The organism is Klebsiella sp. B345 (assembly GCF_051131735.1).
Classification (GTDB): domain Bacteria; phylum Pseudomonadota; class Gammaproteobacteria; order Enterobacterales; family Enterobacteriaceae; genus Klebsiella.
Window position 1 is genome coordinate 4,573,064 of record NZ_CP180443.1, and the last position, 17,962, is coordinate 4,591,025.

Annotated in this window: 18 protein-coding genes and 1 riboswitch; of the genes, 11 read left to right on the plus strand and 7 right to left on the minus strand. The window is 57.1% G+C overall.

The features are described 5' to 3' along the window. The first annotated feature begins 73 nt into the window (after positions 1–73). From bioB to bioD, 4 genes are read left to right on the plus strand one after another with little or no spacing between them, the layout of a single operon-like run. Positions 74–1,114, plus strand: coding sequence for a biotin synthase BioB (gene bioB / locus ACMYSO_RS21495; protein WP_434667666.1), 1,041 nt, complete (start codon positions 74–76; stop codon positions 1,112–1,114). Beyond that, positions 1,111–2,268 (plus strand): 8-amino-7-oxononanoate synthase, encoded by a 1,158-nt coding sequence (bioF, locus tag ACMYSO_RS21500; protein ID WP_434667668.1) that lies wholly within the window; start codon positions 1,111–1,113, stop codon positions 2,266–2,268. Before bioB ends, bioF begins: the two co-directional genes overlap by 4 nt. Next, complete coding sequence (bioC, locus tag ACMYSO_RS21505; RefSeq protein WP_434667671.1) at positions 2,252–3,007, plus strand: malonyl-ACP O-methyltransferase BioC; 756 nt, start codon at positions 2,252–2,254, stop codon at positions 3,005–3,007. The genes bioF and bioC overlap by 17 nt, the downstream gene beginning before the upstream one ends. Then, positions 3,000–3,722 (plus strand): dethiobiotin synthase, encoded by a 723-nt coding sequence (gene bioD / locus ACMYSO_RS21510; RefSeq protein WP_434667674.1) that lies wholly within the window; start codon positions 3,000–3,002, stop codon positions 3,720–3,722. Before bioC ends, bioD begins: the two co-directional genes overlap by 8 nt. On the opposite strand, the gene ACMYSO_RS21515 is transcribed toward bioD, so the two are convergent. Beyond that, on the minus strand, positions 3,664–4,386 hold the full coding sequence (locus tag ACMYSO_RS21515; protein ID WP_434585844.1) for an ABC transporter ATP-binding protein: 723 nt from the start codon (positions 4,384–4,386) through the stop codon (positions 3,664–3,666). The genes bioD and ACMYSO_RS21515 overlap by 59 nt on opposite strands. Before the next feature lie 736 nt (positions 4,387–5,122). Between ACMYSO_RS21515 and uvrB the strand changes: the two genes are divergently transcribed. Further along, a complete protein-coding gene (gene uvrB / locus ACMYSO_RS21520) occupies positions 5,123–7,144 on the plus strand; it encodes an excinuclease ABC subunit UvrB (RefSeq protein ID WP_434585843.1) in 2,022 nt (673 codons plus the stop codon). Positions 7,145–7,363: 219 nt separating this feature from the next. Here the strand turns inward: uvrB and pmrB are convergent, their stop codons facing one another. The 4 genes from pmrB to yvcK all read right to left on the minus strand — a co-directional run bounded on the left by pmrB (position 7,364) and on the right by yvcK (position 11,811). Then, positions 7,364–8,473: a two-component system sensor histidine kinase PmrB gene (pmrB, locus tag ACMYSO_RS21525; RefSeq protein WP_434667676.1), complete on the minus strand. Its 1,110-nt coding sequence runs from the start codon at positions 8,471–8,473 to the stop codon at positions 7,364–7,366. Between the two features lie 4 nt (positions 8,474–8,477). Continuing rightward, a complete protein-coding gene (pmrA, locus tag ACMYSO_RS21530) occupies positions 8,478–9,149 on the minus strand; it encodes a two-component system response regulator PmrA (RefSeq protein ID WP_174508433.1) in 672 nt (223 codons plus the stop codon). After that, the gene (gene eptA, locus ACMYSO_RS21535) at positions 9,149–10,792 is read right to left on the minus strand and encodes a phosphoethanolamine transferase EptA (protein ID WP_434667679.1); all 1,644 of its coding nucleotides are present in this window, start codon (positions 10,790–10,792) and stop codon (positions 9,149–9,151) included. Before eptA ends, pmrA begins: the two co-directional genes overlap by 1 nt. Positions 10,793–10,905: 113 nt before the next feature. Then, the gene (gene yvcK, locus ACMYSO_RS21540) at positions 10,906–11,811 is read right to left on the minus strand and encodes a uridine diphosphate-N-acetylglucosamine-binding protein YvcK (RefSeq protein WP_434667682.1); all 906 of its coding nucleotides are present in this window, start codon (positions 11,809–11,811) and stop codon (positions 10,906–10,908) included. 210 nt (positions 11,812–12,021) lie between these two features. Beyond that, positions 12,022–12,160, plus strand: a riboswitch (molybdenum cofactor riboswitch). Here yvcK and moaA point away from each other — a divergent pair. From moaA to ACMYSO_RS21570, 6 genes are all read left to right on the plus strand, one after another. Further along, positions 12,148–13,137 (plus strand): GTP 3',8-cyclase MoaA, encoded by a 990-nt coding sequence (moaA, locus tag ACMYSO_RS21545; protein ID WP_434585839.1) that lies wholly within the window; start codon positions 12,148–12,150, stop codon positions 13,135–13,137. It overlaps the preceding riboswitch by 13 nt. A 147-nt stretch (positions 13,138–13,284) precedes the next feature. After that, positions 13,285–13,797 carry a molybdenum cofactor biosynthesis protein B gene (moaB, locus tag ACMYSO_RS21550; RefSeq protein WP_434667685.1) on the plus strand — a complete coding sequence of 171 codons (513 nt, stop codon included), beginning with the start codon at positions 13,285–13,287 and terminating at the stop codon, positions 13,795–13,797. A gap of 3 nt (positions 13,798–13,800) precedes the next feature. Continuing rightward, positions 13,801–14,289, plus strand: a complete 489-nt coding sequence (gene moaC / locus ACMYSO_RS21555) for a cyclic pyranopterin monophosphate synthase MoaC (RefSeq protein ID WP_434585837.1) — start codon at positions 13,801–13,803, stop codon at positions 14,287–14,289. After that, positions 14,282–14,530, plus strand: coding sequence for a molybdopterin synthase sulfur carrier subunit (gene moaD / locus ACMYSO_RS21560; RefSeq protein ID WP_434667688.1), 249 nt, complete (start codon positions 14,282–14,284; stop codon positions 14,528–14,530). Before moaC ends, moaD begins: the two co-directional genes overlap by 8 nt. A 1-nt stretch (position 14,531) precedes the next feature. Continuing rightward, positions 14,532–14,984, plus strand: a complete 453-nt coding sequence (gene moaE, locus ACMYSO_RS21565; RefSeq protein WP_434667691.1) for a molybdopterin synthase catalytic subunit MoaE — start codon at positions 14,532–14,534, stop codon at positions 14,982–14,984. 193 nt (positions 14,985–15,177) lie between these two features. Next, positions 15,178–15,882 carry a Bax inhibitor-1/YccA family protein gene (locus tag ACMYSO_RS21570; RefSeq protein ID WP_434667694.1) on the plus strand — a complete coding sequence of 235 codons (705 nt, stop codon included), beginning with the start codon at positions 15,178–15,180 and terminating at the stop codon, positions 15,880–15,882. Between the two features lie 78 nt (positions 15,883–15,960). Here the strand turns inward: ACMYSO_RS21570 and clsB are convergent, their stop codons facing one another. Further along, positions 15,961–17,199: a cardiolipin synthase ClsB gene (gene clsB, locus ACMYSO_RS21575; protein WP_434667697.1), complete on the minus strand. Its 1,239-nt coding sequence runs from the start codon at positions 17,197–17,199 to the stop codon at positions 15,961–15,963. Further along, positions 17,196–17,957 carry an endonuclease/exonuclease/phosphatase family protein gene (locus tag ACMYSO_RS21580; RefSeq protein WP_434667700.1) on the minus strand — a complete coding sequence of 254 codons (762 nt, stop codon included), beginning with the start codon at positions 17,955–17,957 and terminating at the stop codon, positions 17,196–17,198. The genes clsB and ACMYSO_RS21580 overlap by 4 nt, the downstream gene beginning before the upstream one ends. Positions 17,958–17,962 lie beyond the last annotated feature (5 nt).

The following is a 17,962-nucleotide window of genomic DNA, read 5'->3' on the forward strand; positions in this document are numbered from 1 at the left end:
AACCATTCTGAAAACATTTAGGTTTACGAGTATAAACCGAACCGACAATTAACAAAACCCTTTGGAGAGGCCAATGGCTCACCACGCACGCTGGACAATGTCGCAAGTTACTGAGTTATTTAATAAACCATTCCTGGATCTGCTGTTTGAAGCGCAGCAGATCCATCGCCAGCACTTTGACCCGCGCCAGGTCCAGGTCAGTACGCTGCTGTCGATTAAAACCGGCGCCTGCCCGGAAGACTGCAAATACTGTCCGCAGAGCGCACGCTACAAAACCGGGCTGGAATCTGAGCGCCTGATGGAAGTGGAGCAGGTGCTGGAATCAGCGCGTCAGGCGAAAAACGCCGGCTCAACCCGTTTTTGCATGGGGGCCGCGTGGAAAAACCCGCACGAGCGCGATATGCCGTATCTCGAGCAGATGGTCAAAGGAGTCAAGGCGATGGGGCTGGAGTCCTGTATGACCCTCGGCACCCTGACCGATGACCAGGCACAGCGTCTGGCGGGAGCCGGTCTGGACTACTACAACCACAACCTGGATACCTCGCCGGAATTCTACGGCAACATCATCACCACCCGTACCTACCAGGAGCGTCTGGATACCCTCGACAAAGTGCGCGATGCCGGGATTAAGGTCTGTTCAGGCGGGATCGTCGGCCTCGGCGAAACGGAGAAAGACCGCGCCGGGCTGCTGTTGCAACTGGCCAACCTGCCAACGCCGCCGGAGAGCGTCCCTATCAACATGTTGGTCAAGGTTAAGGGGACACCGCTGGCCGATAACGACGACGTCGATGCCTTTGATTTTATTCGCACCATCGCGGTGGCGCGCATCATGATGCCATCCTCCTATGTGCGACTGTCCGCTGGACGTGAGCAGATGAGCGAGCAGACCCAGGCGATGTGCTTTATGGCTGGCGCCAACTCGATTTTCTACGGTTGCAAACTGCTGACCACACCAAACCCGGAAGAGGACAAAGACCTGCAGCTGTTCCGCAAGCTCGGACTTAATCCGCAACAGACGGCGGTTCTGGAAGGCGATAACGAACAGCAGCAGCGCCTCGAGCAGGTATTACGTACTCCGGACACTGAGGAATATTACAACGCGGCGGCGCTATGAGCTGGCAGCAACGTATTGACCAGGCGCTGAGCGAACGACGGGAGGCCGATGCCTTTCGCCGCCGTCAGCCGGTGGAGCAGGGAGCCGGACGCTGGCTTACCCGCGACGGCCAGCGTTGGCTCAATTTCTCCAGCAATGATTATCTCGGGCTGAGTCAACACCCGGAAATTATCGCCGCCTGGCAGCAAGGGGCGATGCGCTACGGTGTTGGCAGCGGCGGCTCCGGCCATGTCAGCGGCTACAGCGAGGCGCATCGCCAGCTGGAAGCGTCGCTGGCGGAGTGGCTGGGCTATCCGCGCGCGCTGCTGTTTATCTCCGGATTTGCCGCCAATCAGGCGCTGATTGCCGCGCTGCTCGGCAAGGACGACCGCACGGTGGCGGACCGGCTGAGCCATGCTTCTCTGCTGGAAGCCGCCAGCCTGAGTCCGGCAGCGCTCAGGCGTTTTGCGCACAACGACGTGCAGCAACTGAGCGAATTACTGAACAAGCCACTGGCGGGACAACAGCTGGTGGTGACGGAAGGGGTATTCAGCATGGATGGCGACAGCGCTCCGCTCGCCGCCATTGCTCAGGCTACCCGGGCCGCGGACGGTTGGCTGCTGGTGGATGATGCCCACGGGATTGGCGTGGTGGGCGAGGAGGGGCGCGGCAGTTGCCATGTGCAGAACGTCCGCCCTGAGCTGCTGGTGGTGACCTTCGGTAAAGCTTTTGGCGTCAGCGGCGCGGCGGTGTTGTGTGACGACGCGCTGGCAGACTATCTGCTGCAGTTTGCCCGTCACCTGATTTACAGCACCGCGATGCCGCCGGCTCAGGCAGTGGCGCTGAGCGCCGCGCTGGCGGTGATCCGCAGCGATGATGGTCAGCAGCGGCGGGAAAAACTGGCTCGTCATGTGGCGCAGTTCCGCGACGGCATGGCCACATTCCCAGGGATGCTGAGCGCATCACGCAGCGCGATTCAACCGCTGATTGTCGGTGACAACGGCCGGGCCTTACGGTTGGCGGCGCGTCTGCGTGAACAGGGCTGCTGGGCAACGGCCATTCGTCCGCCGACGGTACCGGCGGGAAGCGCGCGCCTGCGCCTGACGCTGACCGCCGCGCACGACGACACTGATATCAGCCGACTGCTGGAGGTGCTGCATGGCGAGGGTCAATAAACACGCGGTTGCCGCAGCCTTTGGCCGGGCGGCCAGCCATTATTCGCAACACGACGCGCTCCAGCGCATCAGCGCCGCGCGCCTGCTGAACCAGCTCAATGGTCGGGTCTTTACTGCGGTGCTGGATGCCGGCTGCGGTCCTGGCAGCATGAGCCGCTACTGGCGCGAGGCGGGAAGCGAGGTCACCGCACTGGATCTTTCGGCTGAAATGCTGGCCCAGGCGCGGCATGACCAGTGCGCCGACCATTACGTGGAGGGCGATATCGAGTCGCTGCCGCTGCCTGATGCCTGCGTCGATCTGGCGTGGAGCAACCTGGCGGTGCAGTGGTGCGACAGCCTTGTTGGCGCTATTGACGAGCTGTGCCGGGTGGTGCGTCCCGGCGGCAAGGTGGCATTTACCACGTTGCTGTCCGGCTCCTTGCCGGAGCTGAATCAGGCCTGGCGCGCCATCGATAACCACCCACATGCCAATCGCTTTCTCAGCGAGCAGGCGGTGCGCGAGGCACTGGGTGGGCGGCGGGCCGTCGGGCAGGTCCATGAGATCAGCCTGCCGTTTGCCGATGCCCTGAGCGCGATGCGCTCGTTGAAAGGGATCGGCGCCACGCATCTGCATCAAGGGCGCCATACCGCACCGCTGAGCCGGGGAAAATTACATCAACTGCAGCTGGCATGGCCACAACAGCAGGGCCAGTGCCCGCTGACGTACCATCTTTTTACAGGAGTCATCGAACGTGACTAAACGTTTTTTTGTCACCGGAACCGACACTGAAGTCGGGAAAACCATCTCCAGCTGCGCGTTATTGCAGGCGGCGAAGCTGTCGGGGCTGAAAAGCGCGGGCTATAAGCCGGTAGCGTCCGGAAGCGAGCTGACGGCGCAGGGGCTGCGCAATGACGATGCTTTGGCGTTGCAGCGCAACAGCGCCGTGGCGCTGAGCTACGCCCAGGTGAACCCGCTGACCTTCGAGGAACCGACGTCACCGCATATCGTGAGCGCCGACGAGGGGAGGCCGATTACGGCCGGGGCGCTGTCTGCCGGTCTGCGCGAGCTGGAAAATCTTGCCGAGTGGGTCTTGGTGGAAGGTGCTGGCGGCTGGTTCACGCCGCTATCTCCTACGCTGACCTTTGCCGACTGGGTGCGCGATGAGCACCTGCCGGTTATTCTGGTGGTGGGCATCAAACTGGGGTGCATCAACCATGCGCTGCTCACCGCTCAGGCGGTACGCCAGGCGGGGCTGCCGTTAGTCGGCTGGATCGCCAACGATATTCAGCCGCCGGGCAGGCGCCATACCGAGTATCTGGCGACCCTGAAACGCCTGCTGCCGACGCCGTTTTTGGGGGAGATTCCGTGGCTTTCGGACGCCGCGCAGCGCGACGACCTCGGACAGTATATTGACCTTAACGTGCTGGATCAGGCGTCATCCATTGCGCCAGCAGCGGTTCATCCAGCTGAATAACGCTGCCCTGCGCCACGTTACGCCCACGGTGTAGCAGACAAAAACGATCCGCCACCCGACGAATAAACGGCAGGTGCTGTTCAGCGAGCAGCACCGTTAAGCCGATATCGCGGTTCAGACGCACCAGCAAATCCCCCAGTTTATGCATGAAGTGATGGCCGCTGCCACGTGACGGCTCATCGAGAATCAGCAGTCGCGGCTGGACAATCAGCGCTCTGGCCAGCGCCAACTGGTACTGGTCATCCTCGGTCAGCATCGCGCCTTTATGCTGGCGCTGACCGTACAAATCCGGGAATAAATCGTAAATCTCACCTTTCACCACCGCCCCGGGGTTGCCGCCGGCAGCCAGCGCAATATGCAGATTATCTTCCACGCTGAGCTGTGAAAAAATCCGCTTGTCCTGCGGCACATAGCCGATGCCAATAATCGCCCGGGATTGCGCGGAGAGCGGCGTGATATCGCAGGGCGGCGAACCGATCTCTTGCCAGGTCATGCTGCCGCTGGCGACCGGGAGATGGCCGGTGATACAGTTAATGAGCGTGGTTTTCCCCATTCCCTGAAGTCCCATCACACAGGTGCACTCGCCGGACCGTAGTTCAAGGTCGACATTCCATAGTGTGTGCTGGCTTCCGTAGTACTGATTGACTGCGCGTAGACTCAACATAGACGTTTTCTCCTTTTCGGGGATAGTGAGCGACATGAAGATTCTGCAAATCTCTTGCCAGGAAAAAGATGTTCCGGTTTTTTCTGTCAGAACAGGTATCACAGGCCATGACGGCGCTGGGTCAACGAGACGGTTGCACTTTCCCGGTGCTAAAGCGCATGAAAAATGGTGCAGAAAGCAACAAAAAGGCAGGCGTCTTTAGCTGATAAATATCAAAAATAATTCGATAATTTTTTTTAGGCGCTGGTTTTTGACGGCCGGTCGATTTCGGCGGGGTGGCAGTGGTCTTGGGCTGCAGACACTTATCCACTATTCCTGTGGATAACCTTGTGTATTAGAGTTAGAGAACTTGCGGTAAGCTAGAGATTACGCGGCCTGCGGCTGAATTGGCGCGAAACCCATCTTTTGTTTAATATCATTAAATATCAAATAGTTGAATAAAAGCAATGGCTGTAAGGAAAGTGTCACCTGCTGCCATAAAAGATTCATTACCTTGCTTGACAAATGTTAAATGATAAATTTTTCTGGGGATAACCCTACTGTCTGGCGGATTATTCTGCAAGATGGTCAGCTTTCACCCCAAAATGAGTCATCTTCCCGCCACGATAAGTATAAACAATAATGCGACACTGGTTTTATGTACAGTATTATTTGTTGGCAAAAGCTGGCGTGAAGGGTAGAATTAAACACCTGCCGCATACCACCAGGCGTACCATCCTTCTTCAGGGTCAGAGATATGAGTAAAACGTTCACGCTGCATTCCCCATTCCGTCCCTCTGGTGACCAGCCGGAAGCCATTCGGCGTCTGGAAGAAGGGCTGGAAGATGGCCTGGCGCATCAAACCCTGCTGGGGGTGACCGGGTCGGGTAAGACCTTCACCATCGCTAACGTTATTGCCGATCTCCAGCGTCCGACAATGGTGCTGGCGCCGAACAAAACGCTGGCGGCACAGCTCTACGGTGAAATGAAAGAGTTCTTCCCGGACAACGCGGTGGAGTATTTCGTCTCCTACTACGATTATTATCAGCCTGAAGCCTATGTGCCGAGCTCTGACACCTTCATTGAGAAAGACGCGTCGGTGAACGAACATATCGAGCAGATGCGCCTCTCGGCGACCAAGGCGCTGCTTGAGCGGCGCGATGTGGTGGTGGTGGCATCGGTGTCGGCCATCTACGGCCTGGGCGATCCGGACCTCTACCTGAAGATGATGCTGCACCTGACTACCGGGATGCTTATCGACCAGCGCGCGATTTTGCGCCGGCTGGCGGAGCTGCAGTATACCCGCAACGATCAGGCCTTCCAGCGCGGTACCTTCCGCGTGCGCGGCGAAGTAATTGACGTCTTCCCGGCGGAATCAGACGACGTTGCGTTGCGGATCGAACTGTTTGATGAAGAGGTCGAACGACTGTCGCTGTTTGACCCGCTCACCGGCCAGGTTGAATCCACCATCCCGCGCTTTACCATCTACCCGAAAACGCACTACGTCACACCGCGTGAGCGTATTGTGCAGGCGATGGAAGAGATCAAAGTGGAGCTGGCGGAAAGGCGCAAAGTGCTGCTGGACAACAATAAGCTGCTTGAAGAGCAGCGGCTGTCGCAGCGCACGCAGTTTGACCTCGAGATGATGAACGAGCTGGGGTACTGCTCCGGCATCGAAAACTACTCGCGCTATCTCTCCGGGCGTGGTCCGGGCGAGCCACCGCCGACGCTGTTCGATTATCTGCCGGCAGATGGTTTGCTGGTTATCGATGAATCCCACGTCACCATCCCGCAAATCGGCGGCATGTATCGTGGGGACCGGGCGCGTAAAGAGACCCTCGTGGAGTACGGCTTCCGACTGCCTTCCGCGCTGGATAACCGTCCGATGAAATTTGAAGAGTTTGAGGCGCTGGCGCCGCAGACTATCTACGTGTCGGCAACGCCGGGGCCGTATGAGCTGGAAAAATCTGGCGATGAGGTGGTCGATCAGGTGGTCCGTCCGACCGGGTTGTTGGATCCCATTATCGAAGTGCGTCCGGTGGCTACCCAGGTTGATGACCTGCTGTCAGAAATTCGCACCCGCGTGGTCATCAACGAACGCGTACTGGTGACCACCCTGACCAAACGCATGGCGGAAGACCTGACGGAGTATCTCGAAGAGCACGGCGAGCGCGTGCGCTACCTCCACTCTGATATCGACACCGTTGAGCGCATGGAAATCATCCGCGACCTGCGGCTGGGCGAGTTTGACGTGCTGGTGGGGATCAACCTGCTGCGTGAAGGGCTGGATATGCCGGAAGTCTCACTGGTGGCGATCCTCGATGCCGACAAAGAAGGTTTCCTGCGTTCCGAACGCTCGTTGATTCAGACCATTGGCCGTGCGGCGCGTAATATCAACGGTAAAGCGATTCTGTATGGCGACAAGATCACCGCTTCAATGGCGAAAGCCATCAGCGAGACGGAGCGTCGTCGTGAGAAACAGCAGCGCTATAACGAAGAGCACGGTATTACCCCGCAGGGGCTGAATAAAAAAGTGGTCGATATTCTGGCGCTGGGCAGCAACATCGCTAAGACCAAAGCCAAAGGGCGCGGCAAATCACGTTCGCCGGTCGAGGCAGATACCCCGGAAGTGGTGCTGACGCCGAAAGCGCTGCAGCAGAAAATTCACGAACTGGAAGGGTTGATGATGCAGCACGCGCAGAACCTCGAGTTCGAAGAGGCGGCGCAGATTCGTGACCAGCTGCATCAGCTGCGCGAGCTGTTTATTGCCGCTTCGTAACCTGGATTGCGGAAATCATCGCGCTGGACCGGCAGCACAGTGTGACGGCGCGTTGATTTTTTACCTTTCGTGCTGCATTTACTGGCTGGCTTAATGTCAGCTTAATCTTGCCAGGCGACACTATCCTCATACTGTTGAGGATAGTGTCATGCAAAAATCAAACTTCCGTGAATACCTGGCCGTCACCTGTGCGTTTATCGTGGTGGTCGCCTTTTTCCATCAGTGGGTTTTGACCTTCTGACGTGAGACTTCTGGAAACAGAATCCAGCCTCGTACGCCAGGGCCCGGCTGGCGGTTATGTAAAAAGAACTGGGCATCATGTAGCTGGACGATGCGTGCCACAATACTTAACCCCAGGCCAATTCCGCCATAGCGGCTGTCCATGCGAACAAAGGCTTTGCTCAGCTCACCGCTTTTCGCTTCATCAATCCCCGGCCCCTGATCTTCCACCGCGATAACCGGCGTGGCGCCCGCCTGAATTGAGATTCTGACCACCGACTCTGTCGGGCTGTAGCGATGGGCATTTTCCACCAGATTACGCAGCGCCACCCTCAGTAACGTCGCGTCGCCGGAGACAATCACGTCCTCACAGCCATTCTCAGACAGGCAGACGACTTCCAGCGTTTGCTGGCGTTGTTCGAGCATCGTCTCCAGCTCATCACGAACCGGTTCAATCACATCTTCGCGCAGCGCAACACGCTGATAGCTACCGGCGGAAAACGACTGACCAACACGGGCCAGCTGCAACAGCTGCGCGATGCTGTTGGTCATCAGGTCCAGACGTTGGATCAGCGGCGTCACCTCGACGTTGTGAGCCTTGGCCATCAGCTCCAGGTGCAGGCGCAGACCGGCTAACGGCGTGCGCAGCTCATGGGCGACATCGGCGGTGAACAGCCGTTCACGGTCGAGCGTCAGGTTTAGTCGGGACACCAGCTGATTGATGGCCGTCGTCACCGCCGTCACTTCCGGTACCGATTCCGTCAAGGTGATGGGCTGCAGGTTGTCCGGGGTACGGCTTTCGAGTTCACATTGCAGCGTCGACAGCGGACGGGTGATCTTTCTCACCGCCAGCATGCTGATGTACAGCGCCAGGCCGACGATCAGCAGGCTGGGGATCAGTAAGCTGGCAACCGCTTCGCGCACTTCGTGCTCAACGTGTTTCTGGTTGTTATGTCCTTCGATGGCGCTAGCCACCAGCAACTGGATCTGCTCTTTGCTTTCATGCCACAGCCAGAAGACGCTGATCAGTTGGCAGACCACCAGAATGGTGCCAATGGTCAGCAGCAGGCGATGACGCATCGTCCAGTTTTCACTATTGAACAGTGTCATGGCGTTATTCCGTCTCTGATTGCTTCACCAGCATATAGCCAAATCCCCGGACCGTACGAATACGGGCCTTGCCGACTTTATCGCGCAGGTTATGGATATGCACCTCCAGCGTGTTGGTGGCCGGCTCGTTGTCCCAGCTGTAGATATCGTTGTAGAGGATTTCGCGATGCACCGGGCTACCCGCTTTCATCATCAGGCGTGAGAGCAGGGCATACTCTTTCGGTGTCAGATCCAGCGCATTATCCCCCAACCAGACCTGGCGACGGGTGATGTTCAGCCGCAGATCGCCGACGGACATCTCATTGTCGCCCTGGTTATTATGGCGGCGGAGCAGGGCGCGGATGCGGGCATTCAGCTCCTCCAGGGCGAACGGTTTCACCAGATAGTCATCTGCCCCGGTATCGAGACCGCTAATCCGATCGTCGACGGTGTCGCGGGCGGTAAGGATCAGTACCGGCTGGGTGAATTTTTCCCGACGCATGCGCGCCAGGAAGTGCAGGCCGTCTTCATCCGGCAGACCCAAATCCAGCACGATCAGGCTGTAGTGGTTGCTGGCAAGAGACAGCGCGGCCTCATGGGCGGTGGCTACGCCATCGCAGACGTACCCCTCGCTTTGCATCGCCAGAATCAACCCTTGTAACAGGAGTGCGTCGTCTTCAATGACTAAGATTTTCATCAACCGGCCTCGCTTCTGCATGGCGTTAAAATATCGTCAGTTGCCCGGTACTCGTGGGTGTTGACCCCCAGCAGCCCGAGCAGGGTGGAGAACAGATTATCCTGAGAATAAGAATCTGTTTTAGCTCTCTGTTGCAGACACTGGTTGGAGACGCCATAGCGCTGCTGGTAATCCGGGGACAGCCAGATCAGCATCGGCACATGTTTTTGCGTCTCCGGCGCGATAGACCACGGCAGTCCGTGTAAATAGACCCCATCTTCACCGAGTGACTCGCCGTGATCGGAGAGATACACCAGGCTGGTGGTGAATTTATCCTGCTTTGACTGCAATAATTTGATGGCTTTATCCACCACATAATCGACATACAAGATGGTGTTGTCGTAAGTATTGGTCAACTGCTGCTGGGTACAACTCTGGATTTCGTTGGTCTCACAGGTTGGGGTAAATTTCTTGAATTCAGCAGGATAGCGATTGTAGTACGTCGGACCATGGCTGCCGATAGTGTGCAGCACGATAATGCCGTCCTGTTGCAAATTATCGATGTAGCTCTCCAGATTATGGAACAGCACTTCATCGTAACATTCGCCATCGATGCACTGGCCGGTCAGATTCAGATCGGTGACATTCTGATGCGGTACGCGGTCGCAGGCGCCCTTACAGCCGCCGTCATTGTCGTTCCACAGCACCTGAACGCCGGCACGTTGCAGGATATCCAGCACGCCTTCCTGATGGTGCGCCAGTTCTTCATCATAATGGGCGCGCGGCATATTGGAGAACATGCAGGGTACTGATACTGCGGTGGCAGTACCGCATGAGGTGGTGTTGGCGAAGTAGGCCACATCGTCTTGTTTCAGGCGTGGGTTGGTTTCGCGTTCGTAGCCGCCGAGGGAAAAGTTCTGCGCCCGTGAGGTTTCGCCGAGCACCAGAATGGTTAAATTTTTGCGCGGCCCGTGATGCATTTCTGCTTTCTGAGTGGCATCTTCGCCAATTTTCACCAGCGGCAGATTGTCCATCTTGTTGTGGGAGTACCACGAGTTAATTGCCACGATGCTGTTCGACGGGCTCAGTGATTTCACCAGCTCTTTGTTATTGCGAAATACCGAGGCGTAATCTTTATAAAACAGTGCCGCGACCAGCATAATCAGCAATGCAGAGACGACGATATTCAGCAGGCGCATCAGGATGCCGCGCCATACCGCCTTCGGTTTAGCAATTTTTACCCACCAGGCCAGCGCGACCATCAGAACGCCAGACAACCCAAGCGTCAGGACCATCTTGCCGGACATCAGGGCAAAGCTTTCTGCCGGCGTGGTATCCAGAATGTTGGTGATCATGGCGCGGTCAATCACCACTCCGAAGGTCCAGATAAAATACTGTGCCGAAGCGCTGAGCAGAATGAACAGGCTAATAACCAGACGGTCGAGCTTAAGGAAAGAGGCCAGTGTCGTGAGGATATTCATCACGCTGAACGCGACCACCGGCATGCTGAGGAACACCAACCAGTTATGCAGGCTGTTGACCGGCAACAGCGTGAAGACCTGACGATAGAACGCGAGGTTCAGCAGCAACCCGATATACAGTGCAAAGAGAATCAGATACAGCGTCCGGCTCATGATCGGCCGGCGTAGAGACAAAAGCGACATAACAACTATCCTGGGAGTATGATAGTTGCCATGGTGCCACTGTTTATTTAAGACAACCTTAAGATTTTAAGATAACGATGGCAGCCCTGGCGTCACTGTTATCTTATGGTCCATCAACCCATTGCCTGAATGGCTTCCTCCAGCGCGTTGCGCAGGCGCGCCCGGTCATGGCGATAGGGGACATCAACTGCATCCAGTCGCGTCTGAACAATAGTCCGGTTTTCCAGACCGCTGATATCGGTGTTCTGCCCGACGATCAGTGCATCAATCACCTGCTTGCCGATGTAGTGTTCCATAATCCCGACGCGGTCTGCCAGCGTCAGGCTGGCGGCCGGGCTGTGCTCTTTGCCAAGGTTGTCGATAAACACCATCGAGGCGGGCGTGCGGCGCAGGGCCTGGGCCATCTCATCCAACAGAAGAATAGGCAGCAGGCTGGTGTAAAAGCTACCCGGCCCAATCAGGATTAAATCGGCTTGTGCAATGGCCTGCACTGCTTCACGAGTGGTGGGCACCGGTGGGAAAAGCATCAGTTCTCGCGGGACGCAGGGCAACTGGTCAATATTGACCTCGCCGTAAACTTCATGGCCTTCATGGTCAATGGCCATCAAATCCACCGGTTGTTCCGACATCGGGATCAAAAAGGCGTCCACTTTCAGCAGATTTCTGATCAAATTGATGGCCTCTAAAGGCCGCACGCTCAGGTGGTCGAGCGCCTTTAACATCAGATTTCCGAGGTTATGTCCTGAAAGTTCGCCATTACCGGCAAAACGATACTCAAACATTGCCGACGCGATGCTGGGTTCGGCGATCAACTGGTTAATACAGTTGCGCATATCACCCCAGGCAATACCGCCCTCGGAGCGACGAATACGACCCGTCGAACCGCCGTTATCGGTGGTTGTGACAATACCAGTCAGGCGCGATCCGAGCGAAGAGAGCGATGACATCACCCGGCCCAAACCGTGCCCGCCGCCCAGTGCCACCACGCGATCGAGATCGGCGAACGTACGAGTACGCATAGAGATTCCTTAATATCAATTAAACGGGCTCACAGTAACCGATCTACCCCTAAAAGACGATGGGCAGATCCTGACAAACTGACCGATATCAATGCAAAAGCCTGGTTTTTGGCTATTCTGTAACGAAAATGCACGATCGTATCGATATATACATAATTATATAACGAAATGGAAAATGGCGAAACCGTCGTATCCGCGCTACTATCGGCATTAACCTGTTAACACTCTAGCCCCTGTACCTGTGTCGCAAGATATGGTGCTTTGGCCGTGACGGCTCCGCCTGTCACCAGGGCGTGGAAAGAAATGACCGCGTCTCCCGTATTTGGAAAGGTGTATATGGCTTCCCAGCTTACCGACGCGTTTGCGCGTAAGTTTTATTACTTGCGCCTGTCAATTACCGATGTGTGTAACTTTCGTTGCACCTACTGCCTGCCGGATGGCTACAAGCCTGGCGCGGTCACCAACAAAGGCTTTCTCAGCGTTGACGAAGTGCGTCGCGTGACGCGTGCCTTTTCGTCCCTCGGTACGGAGAAAGTGCGCCTGACCGGCGGTGAACCGTCGTTACGTCGTGATTTTGCTGACATTATTGCCGCCGTGCGTGAAAACAGCGCTATTCGCCAGATTGCAGTCACCACCAACGGCTACCGCCTGGCGCGTGACGTGCAGCAGTGGCGTGACGCCGGGCTGACGGCGATTAACGTCAGCGTCGATAGCCTCGATGCGCGTCAGTTTCACGCGATTACCGGCCAGGATAAATTTCAGCAGGTGATGGACGGTATCGACGCGGCCTTCGCCGCCGGTTTCGAAAAAGTGAAGGTCAATACCGTGCTGATGCGTGATGTGAACCATCATCAGCTCGACACCTTCCTGGCGTGGATCCAACCTCGTCGCATCCAGTTGCGCTTTATTGAACTGATGGAAACCGGTGAAGGCAGCGATCTGTTTCGTCGTCACCATATCTCCGGCATGGTCCTGCGCGATGAGCTGTTGCGCCGTGGCTGGATCCACCAGATTAGCCAGCGCAGTGATGGTCCGGCGCAGGTGTTTTGCCACCCGGATTATGCTGGTGAAATTGGCCTTATCATGCCGTACGAGAAAGATTTCTGCGCCACCTGTAACCGGCTTCGTGTCTCATCGGTGGGTAAACTGCATCTGTGTCTGTTTGGCGACGGTGGCGTGGATTTACGCGACCTGCTTGCCGAAGACCAGCAGCAGGCGGCGCTGGAAGCACGCATTTCTGAAGCCTTAACCCATAAAAAGCAAACACATTTCCTGCATCAGGGCAACACCGGTATTACGCAAAACCTGTCGTATATTGGCGGATAATTGATTCTATACCCTAAATAATTCGAGTTGCAGGAAGGCGGCGACGCAGGGAATCCCCAGGAGCTTACTCAGGTAAGTGACTGGGGTGAACGAGGAAAGCCAACGCTCATGCAACTTGAAGTATGACGGGAATAAAGGAGCAAACAGATGAGTCAGACCAGCGCTGAGTTTACCCCGACCCGTATTGCTATTCTCACCGTATCCAGCCGTCGTGGCGAAGAGGACGACACCTCTGGCCACTGGCTGCGTGACGCGGCGCAGGAGGCGGGCCACCACATCGCCGATAAGGCTATCGTGAAAGAGAACCGTTATGCCATTCGCGCCCAGGTGTCGGCGTGGATTGCCAGCGATGACGTCCAGGTGGTGCTGATTAACGGCGGGACCGGTTTTACCGATGGCGATCAGGCGCCGGAAGCGCTCCGGCCGTTGTTCGATCGCGAAGTGGAAGGGTTTGGTGAAGTATTTCGTATGCTCTCCTTCGAGGAAATTGGCACCTCGACTCTGCAATCCCGGGCCATTGCCGGGGTGGCGAACCATACCCTTATTTTTGCCATGCCGGGTTCAACCAAAGCCTGCCGTACCGCATGGGACAACATCATTGCCCCGCAGCTGGATGCGCGCACGCGCCCGTGCAACTTTATCTCTCATCTTAAGAAATAAGCGATGTCACAACTGACGCATATTAACGCCGCTGGCGAAGCACACATGGTGGACGTCTCCGCCAAAGCGGAAACCGTACGTGAAGCCCGGGCCGAAGCCTGGGTCGAGATGCAGCCAGCGACGCTGGCGATGATCGTCGACGGCAGCCACCATAAAGGCGATGTTTTCGCCACCGCCCGTATTGCTGGTATTCAGGCCGCCAAACGGACCTGGGAGCTGATCCCGCTGTGCCACCCGCTCATGCTGAGCAAGGTTGAAGTTAACCTGCAGGCGCTGCCGGAACAGAACCGGGTACGCATCGAGACGCTGTGTCGCCTGACTGGGAAAACCGGGGTCGAGATGGAGGCGCTGACCGCTGCCTCCGTTGCGGCGCTGACGATTTACGATATGTGCAAAGCGGTGCAAAAAGATATGGTGATTGGCCCGGTTCGCCTGCTGGCGAAAAGCGGCGGCAAATCCGGTGATTTCAAGGCGGACGAGACCCATGATTAAGGTTCTGTTTTTTGCTCAGGTGCGCGAACTGGTCGGTACCGATGCGCTGACGCTTGAGGCCGACGCGCCGCTGACGGTGGAAGCCATTCGCCAGCAGCTCGCCAGCCAGGGCGATCGCTGGGCGCTGGCGCTGGAAGCGGGCAAGCTGCTGGCGGCGGTCAATCAGACGTTGACCCGCTTTGACCACCCGGTGGCTTCCGGTGACGAAGTGGCGTTTTTCCCACCGGTCACGGGGGGTTAAGATGACGCAGACCCGCATTGTCGTCAGCCCTGCACGCTTTTGCGTGGGTGACGAATACCCATGGCTGGCCGAACGCGATGAAGACGGCGCGGTAGTGACCTTCACCGGCAAAGTGCGTAACCACAATCTTGGCGATAGCGTGAAGGCGCTGACCCTTGAACACTATCCGGGGATGACGGAAAAGTCGCTGGCGGAAATCGTCGAACTGGCGCGGGAGCGCTGGGCATTGGGTCGGGTGACGGTGATTCACCGCATCGGCGAAATGTGGCCGGGCGAAGAGATTGTGTTTGTCGGCGTGACCAGCGCGCACCGTAGCAGTGCTTTTGAGGCCGGGGAGTTCATTATGGACTACCTGAAAACCCGTGCGCCGTTCTGGAAGCGTGAAGCAACACCGCAAGGCGAACGTTGGGTGGACGCCCGCGATAGCGATCGTCAGGCGGCAGAGCGCTGGTAGTGTGATACGCTTAAAGCCTATCCCAGTAGGCGTAGATTGTTGCAGCTAGTTTGGGCACGGACAGCGCGGAACAACCGGAGCGTACACGCAGTACGTGAGGATTGTGAGCACTGCCCAGGACCAAAATGGCAAATAAAATAGCCTAATGGGCCAGGCTCTTAATCAGAGATACCGTGTTAATCAGGAGATAGCCATGGACAGATTCCCACGTTCAGATTCCATCGTTCAGGTGCGAAGCGGCCTGCAAACGTATATGGCTCAGGTTTACGGCTGGATGACGGTCGGCCTGCTGCTGACCGCCTTTGTTGCCTGGTTTGCCGCCAATACTCCGGCGGTGAGGATGTTTATTTTCTCCAGCCAACTGGTCATTATCGGGTTGGTTATTGCCCAGCTGGCGCTGGTCTTCGTGCTCTCCGGGATGATACAGCGGTTGAGTGCAGGGATGATGACCACGCTGTTTATGCTCTATTCGGCGTTGACCGGGCTGACGCTATCCAGCATTTTTCTGGTCTACACCTACTCGTCGATTGCCAGCACCTTTGTGATCAGCGGCGGGATGTTTGGCATCATGAGCCTGTACGGCTATACCACCAAACGCGATCTCAGCGGCTTCGGCAACATGCTGTTTATGGGCTTGATTGGTATTGTGCTGGCGTCACTGGTCAACTTCTGGCTGAAGAGTGAAGCCTTGATGTGGGTGATTACCTACATCGGGGTGATTGTCTTTGTCGGCCTGACCGCCTATGACACCCAGAAGCTGAAAAACATCGGCGAGCAGATCGATACCCGCGACGGTTCAACGCTACGCAAGTACGCCATTCTCGGCGCCCTGACGCTGTATCTGGACTTTATCAACCTGTTCCTGATGCTGCTGCGTATTTTCGGCAACCGCCGTTAAGAGACGCCCACCACCGTTATCCGCCCCGGGACCTATCAGGTGACCGGGGCGATATCTCCTTCACATCATTGCCTGTTATTACACTTCCTGATTTTGTGCGTCCAGCCGATCCTGGGTTTCCATTTCCGGCTGAACCGGCGGGTTGACCCGCGCCAGCTGTGGCGTATGGGCCGGCAGCCAGCCGACCCAGGCCGGGAAGTGGCGTAAAAAGTGGAAGGCAATCACGCTCTGACCCAGGTTCCACCAGCTGCGGGTGGGCAGCATCGATTTATCCACCTGCTTGCAGTCCCGGGCAATAAGTCCATCAAGGTTGTCGCGCAGGATCTGATTAAACTCGCGATCGTGGATTATCAGGTTCGCTTCGAGATTTAACGACAGGCTCAGCGGGTCGAGATTGCTGGAGCCGACGGTGGCCCAGTGATCGTCCGCGAGGGCCACTTTGCCGTGCAGCGGGCGGCGGCGGTACTCAAATATCTGCACGCCCCCTTTGACCAGATAGCGATACAGCAGGCGGGCGCCGACTTTAACAATGGGAATATCCGGCTCGCCCTGCACAATCAGCTTTACCCGCACGCCGCGGCGGGCGGCATTGCGCATCGCATGCAGCAGCCGGTAGCCGGGGAAAAAGTAGGCATTGGCGATAATGACCTCCCGGCGGGCGCTGGTCAGCATTTTCAAATAATGTCGCTCAATATCATCACGATGTTCGTGATTATCCCGCCAGACAAACAGCGCCTGGGCTTCTCCGGGGCTGCGGTTAACTTCCGGTGGGTGTCGGCGGCGCAGCCAGCGGCGACGGGTTGAGGCGTTATCCGGCAGGTTTTCCAGCTCAAACTGCAGAATATCCAGAACCACCGGCCCTTCGACCTGTACGGTATAATCCTGTTTCGCTTCCGGGCCGTAATCGGTCATGTGTTCGGCGGAGTAGTTGATACCCCCGACGAATGCCGTCGTTTCATCAATCACCACGATTTTGCGATGCATGCGGCGAAACAGATTGGTGCGCATACCGAGCAGTCGTGGGCGCGGATCGTAGTAGCGAAAGATCACACCAGCGGCGCTCAGTTCATCGACGAAACCCGCACTAAGGTCGGGTGAGCCGTAGCCGTCGAGCAGCACTTCCACCTGGATCCCACGCCGGGCGGCCTGGAGCAGCGCCGCGTGGAGCCGCCAGCCGACGTCATCTTCAAACCAGATAAAAGTTTCGAGGATCACTTTGCGCTGCGCGCGCGCAATGGCGGCGAACAGGGCCGGATAGTAGTTATCACCATTTTCCAGTAGGCGGATGCGGTTTCCTTCCTGCCAACGGCATTTCATAGCTGAATCTCCACGCTCAGCGGAGCATGGTCCGACAGGCGACGCCAGGGATGACGCGCCAACGCGGTTGGGCGGCTGGCACGGGTATTTTTCACGTAGATCCGATCCAGGCGCAGCAGCGGAAAACCGGCCGGGAAGGTTCTCGCCGGGCGACCGTGGGCGCGGGTGAAGATCTCCTCCAGCCCGGCCTGGGCCTTCAGCGGATGATTAGCCTGCTGGCGCCAGTCGTTAAAGTCCCCGGCAACCACCACCGGTTCTGCGGTGGGCAGGCGATTAACCCGTCCGGTGAGCATCGCCAACTGGGCGCGCCGCTGTCGGGCGCTCAGGCCAAGGTGCACGCAGAGCAGGTGCAGCGCCACGGTGCTTTGCGGCACCGCTATCCGACAGTACAGCAGGCCGCGCTTTTCACTGTCGCCCACGGAAATATCGATATTTTCATTATATTCAATGGGAAAGCGCGAGAGAACGGCGTTGCCGTGATGCCCTTGCGGGTAAACCGCATTGCGCCCGTAGGCGTAATCGCTCCACAGCGAATCGGCCAGAAATTCATAATGGGGGTCGTCTGGCCAGTTATCGACATTCTGTGGGTGAATAGTATGCTCGCCGGTAACTTCCTGCAGACACACGATGTCAGCGCTGACGCTTCTGACGGCGTCACGCAGCTCCGGCAGCATGAAGCGTCGGTTAAACGGCGTAAACCCTTTATGAATGTTAAGGGTCAGTACATTGAATGACCATCCGTGCGATTTATCGATCATATTTA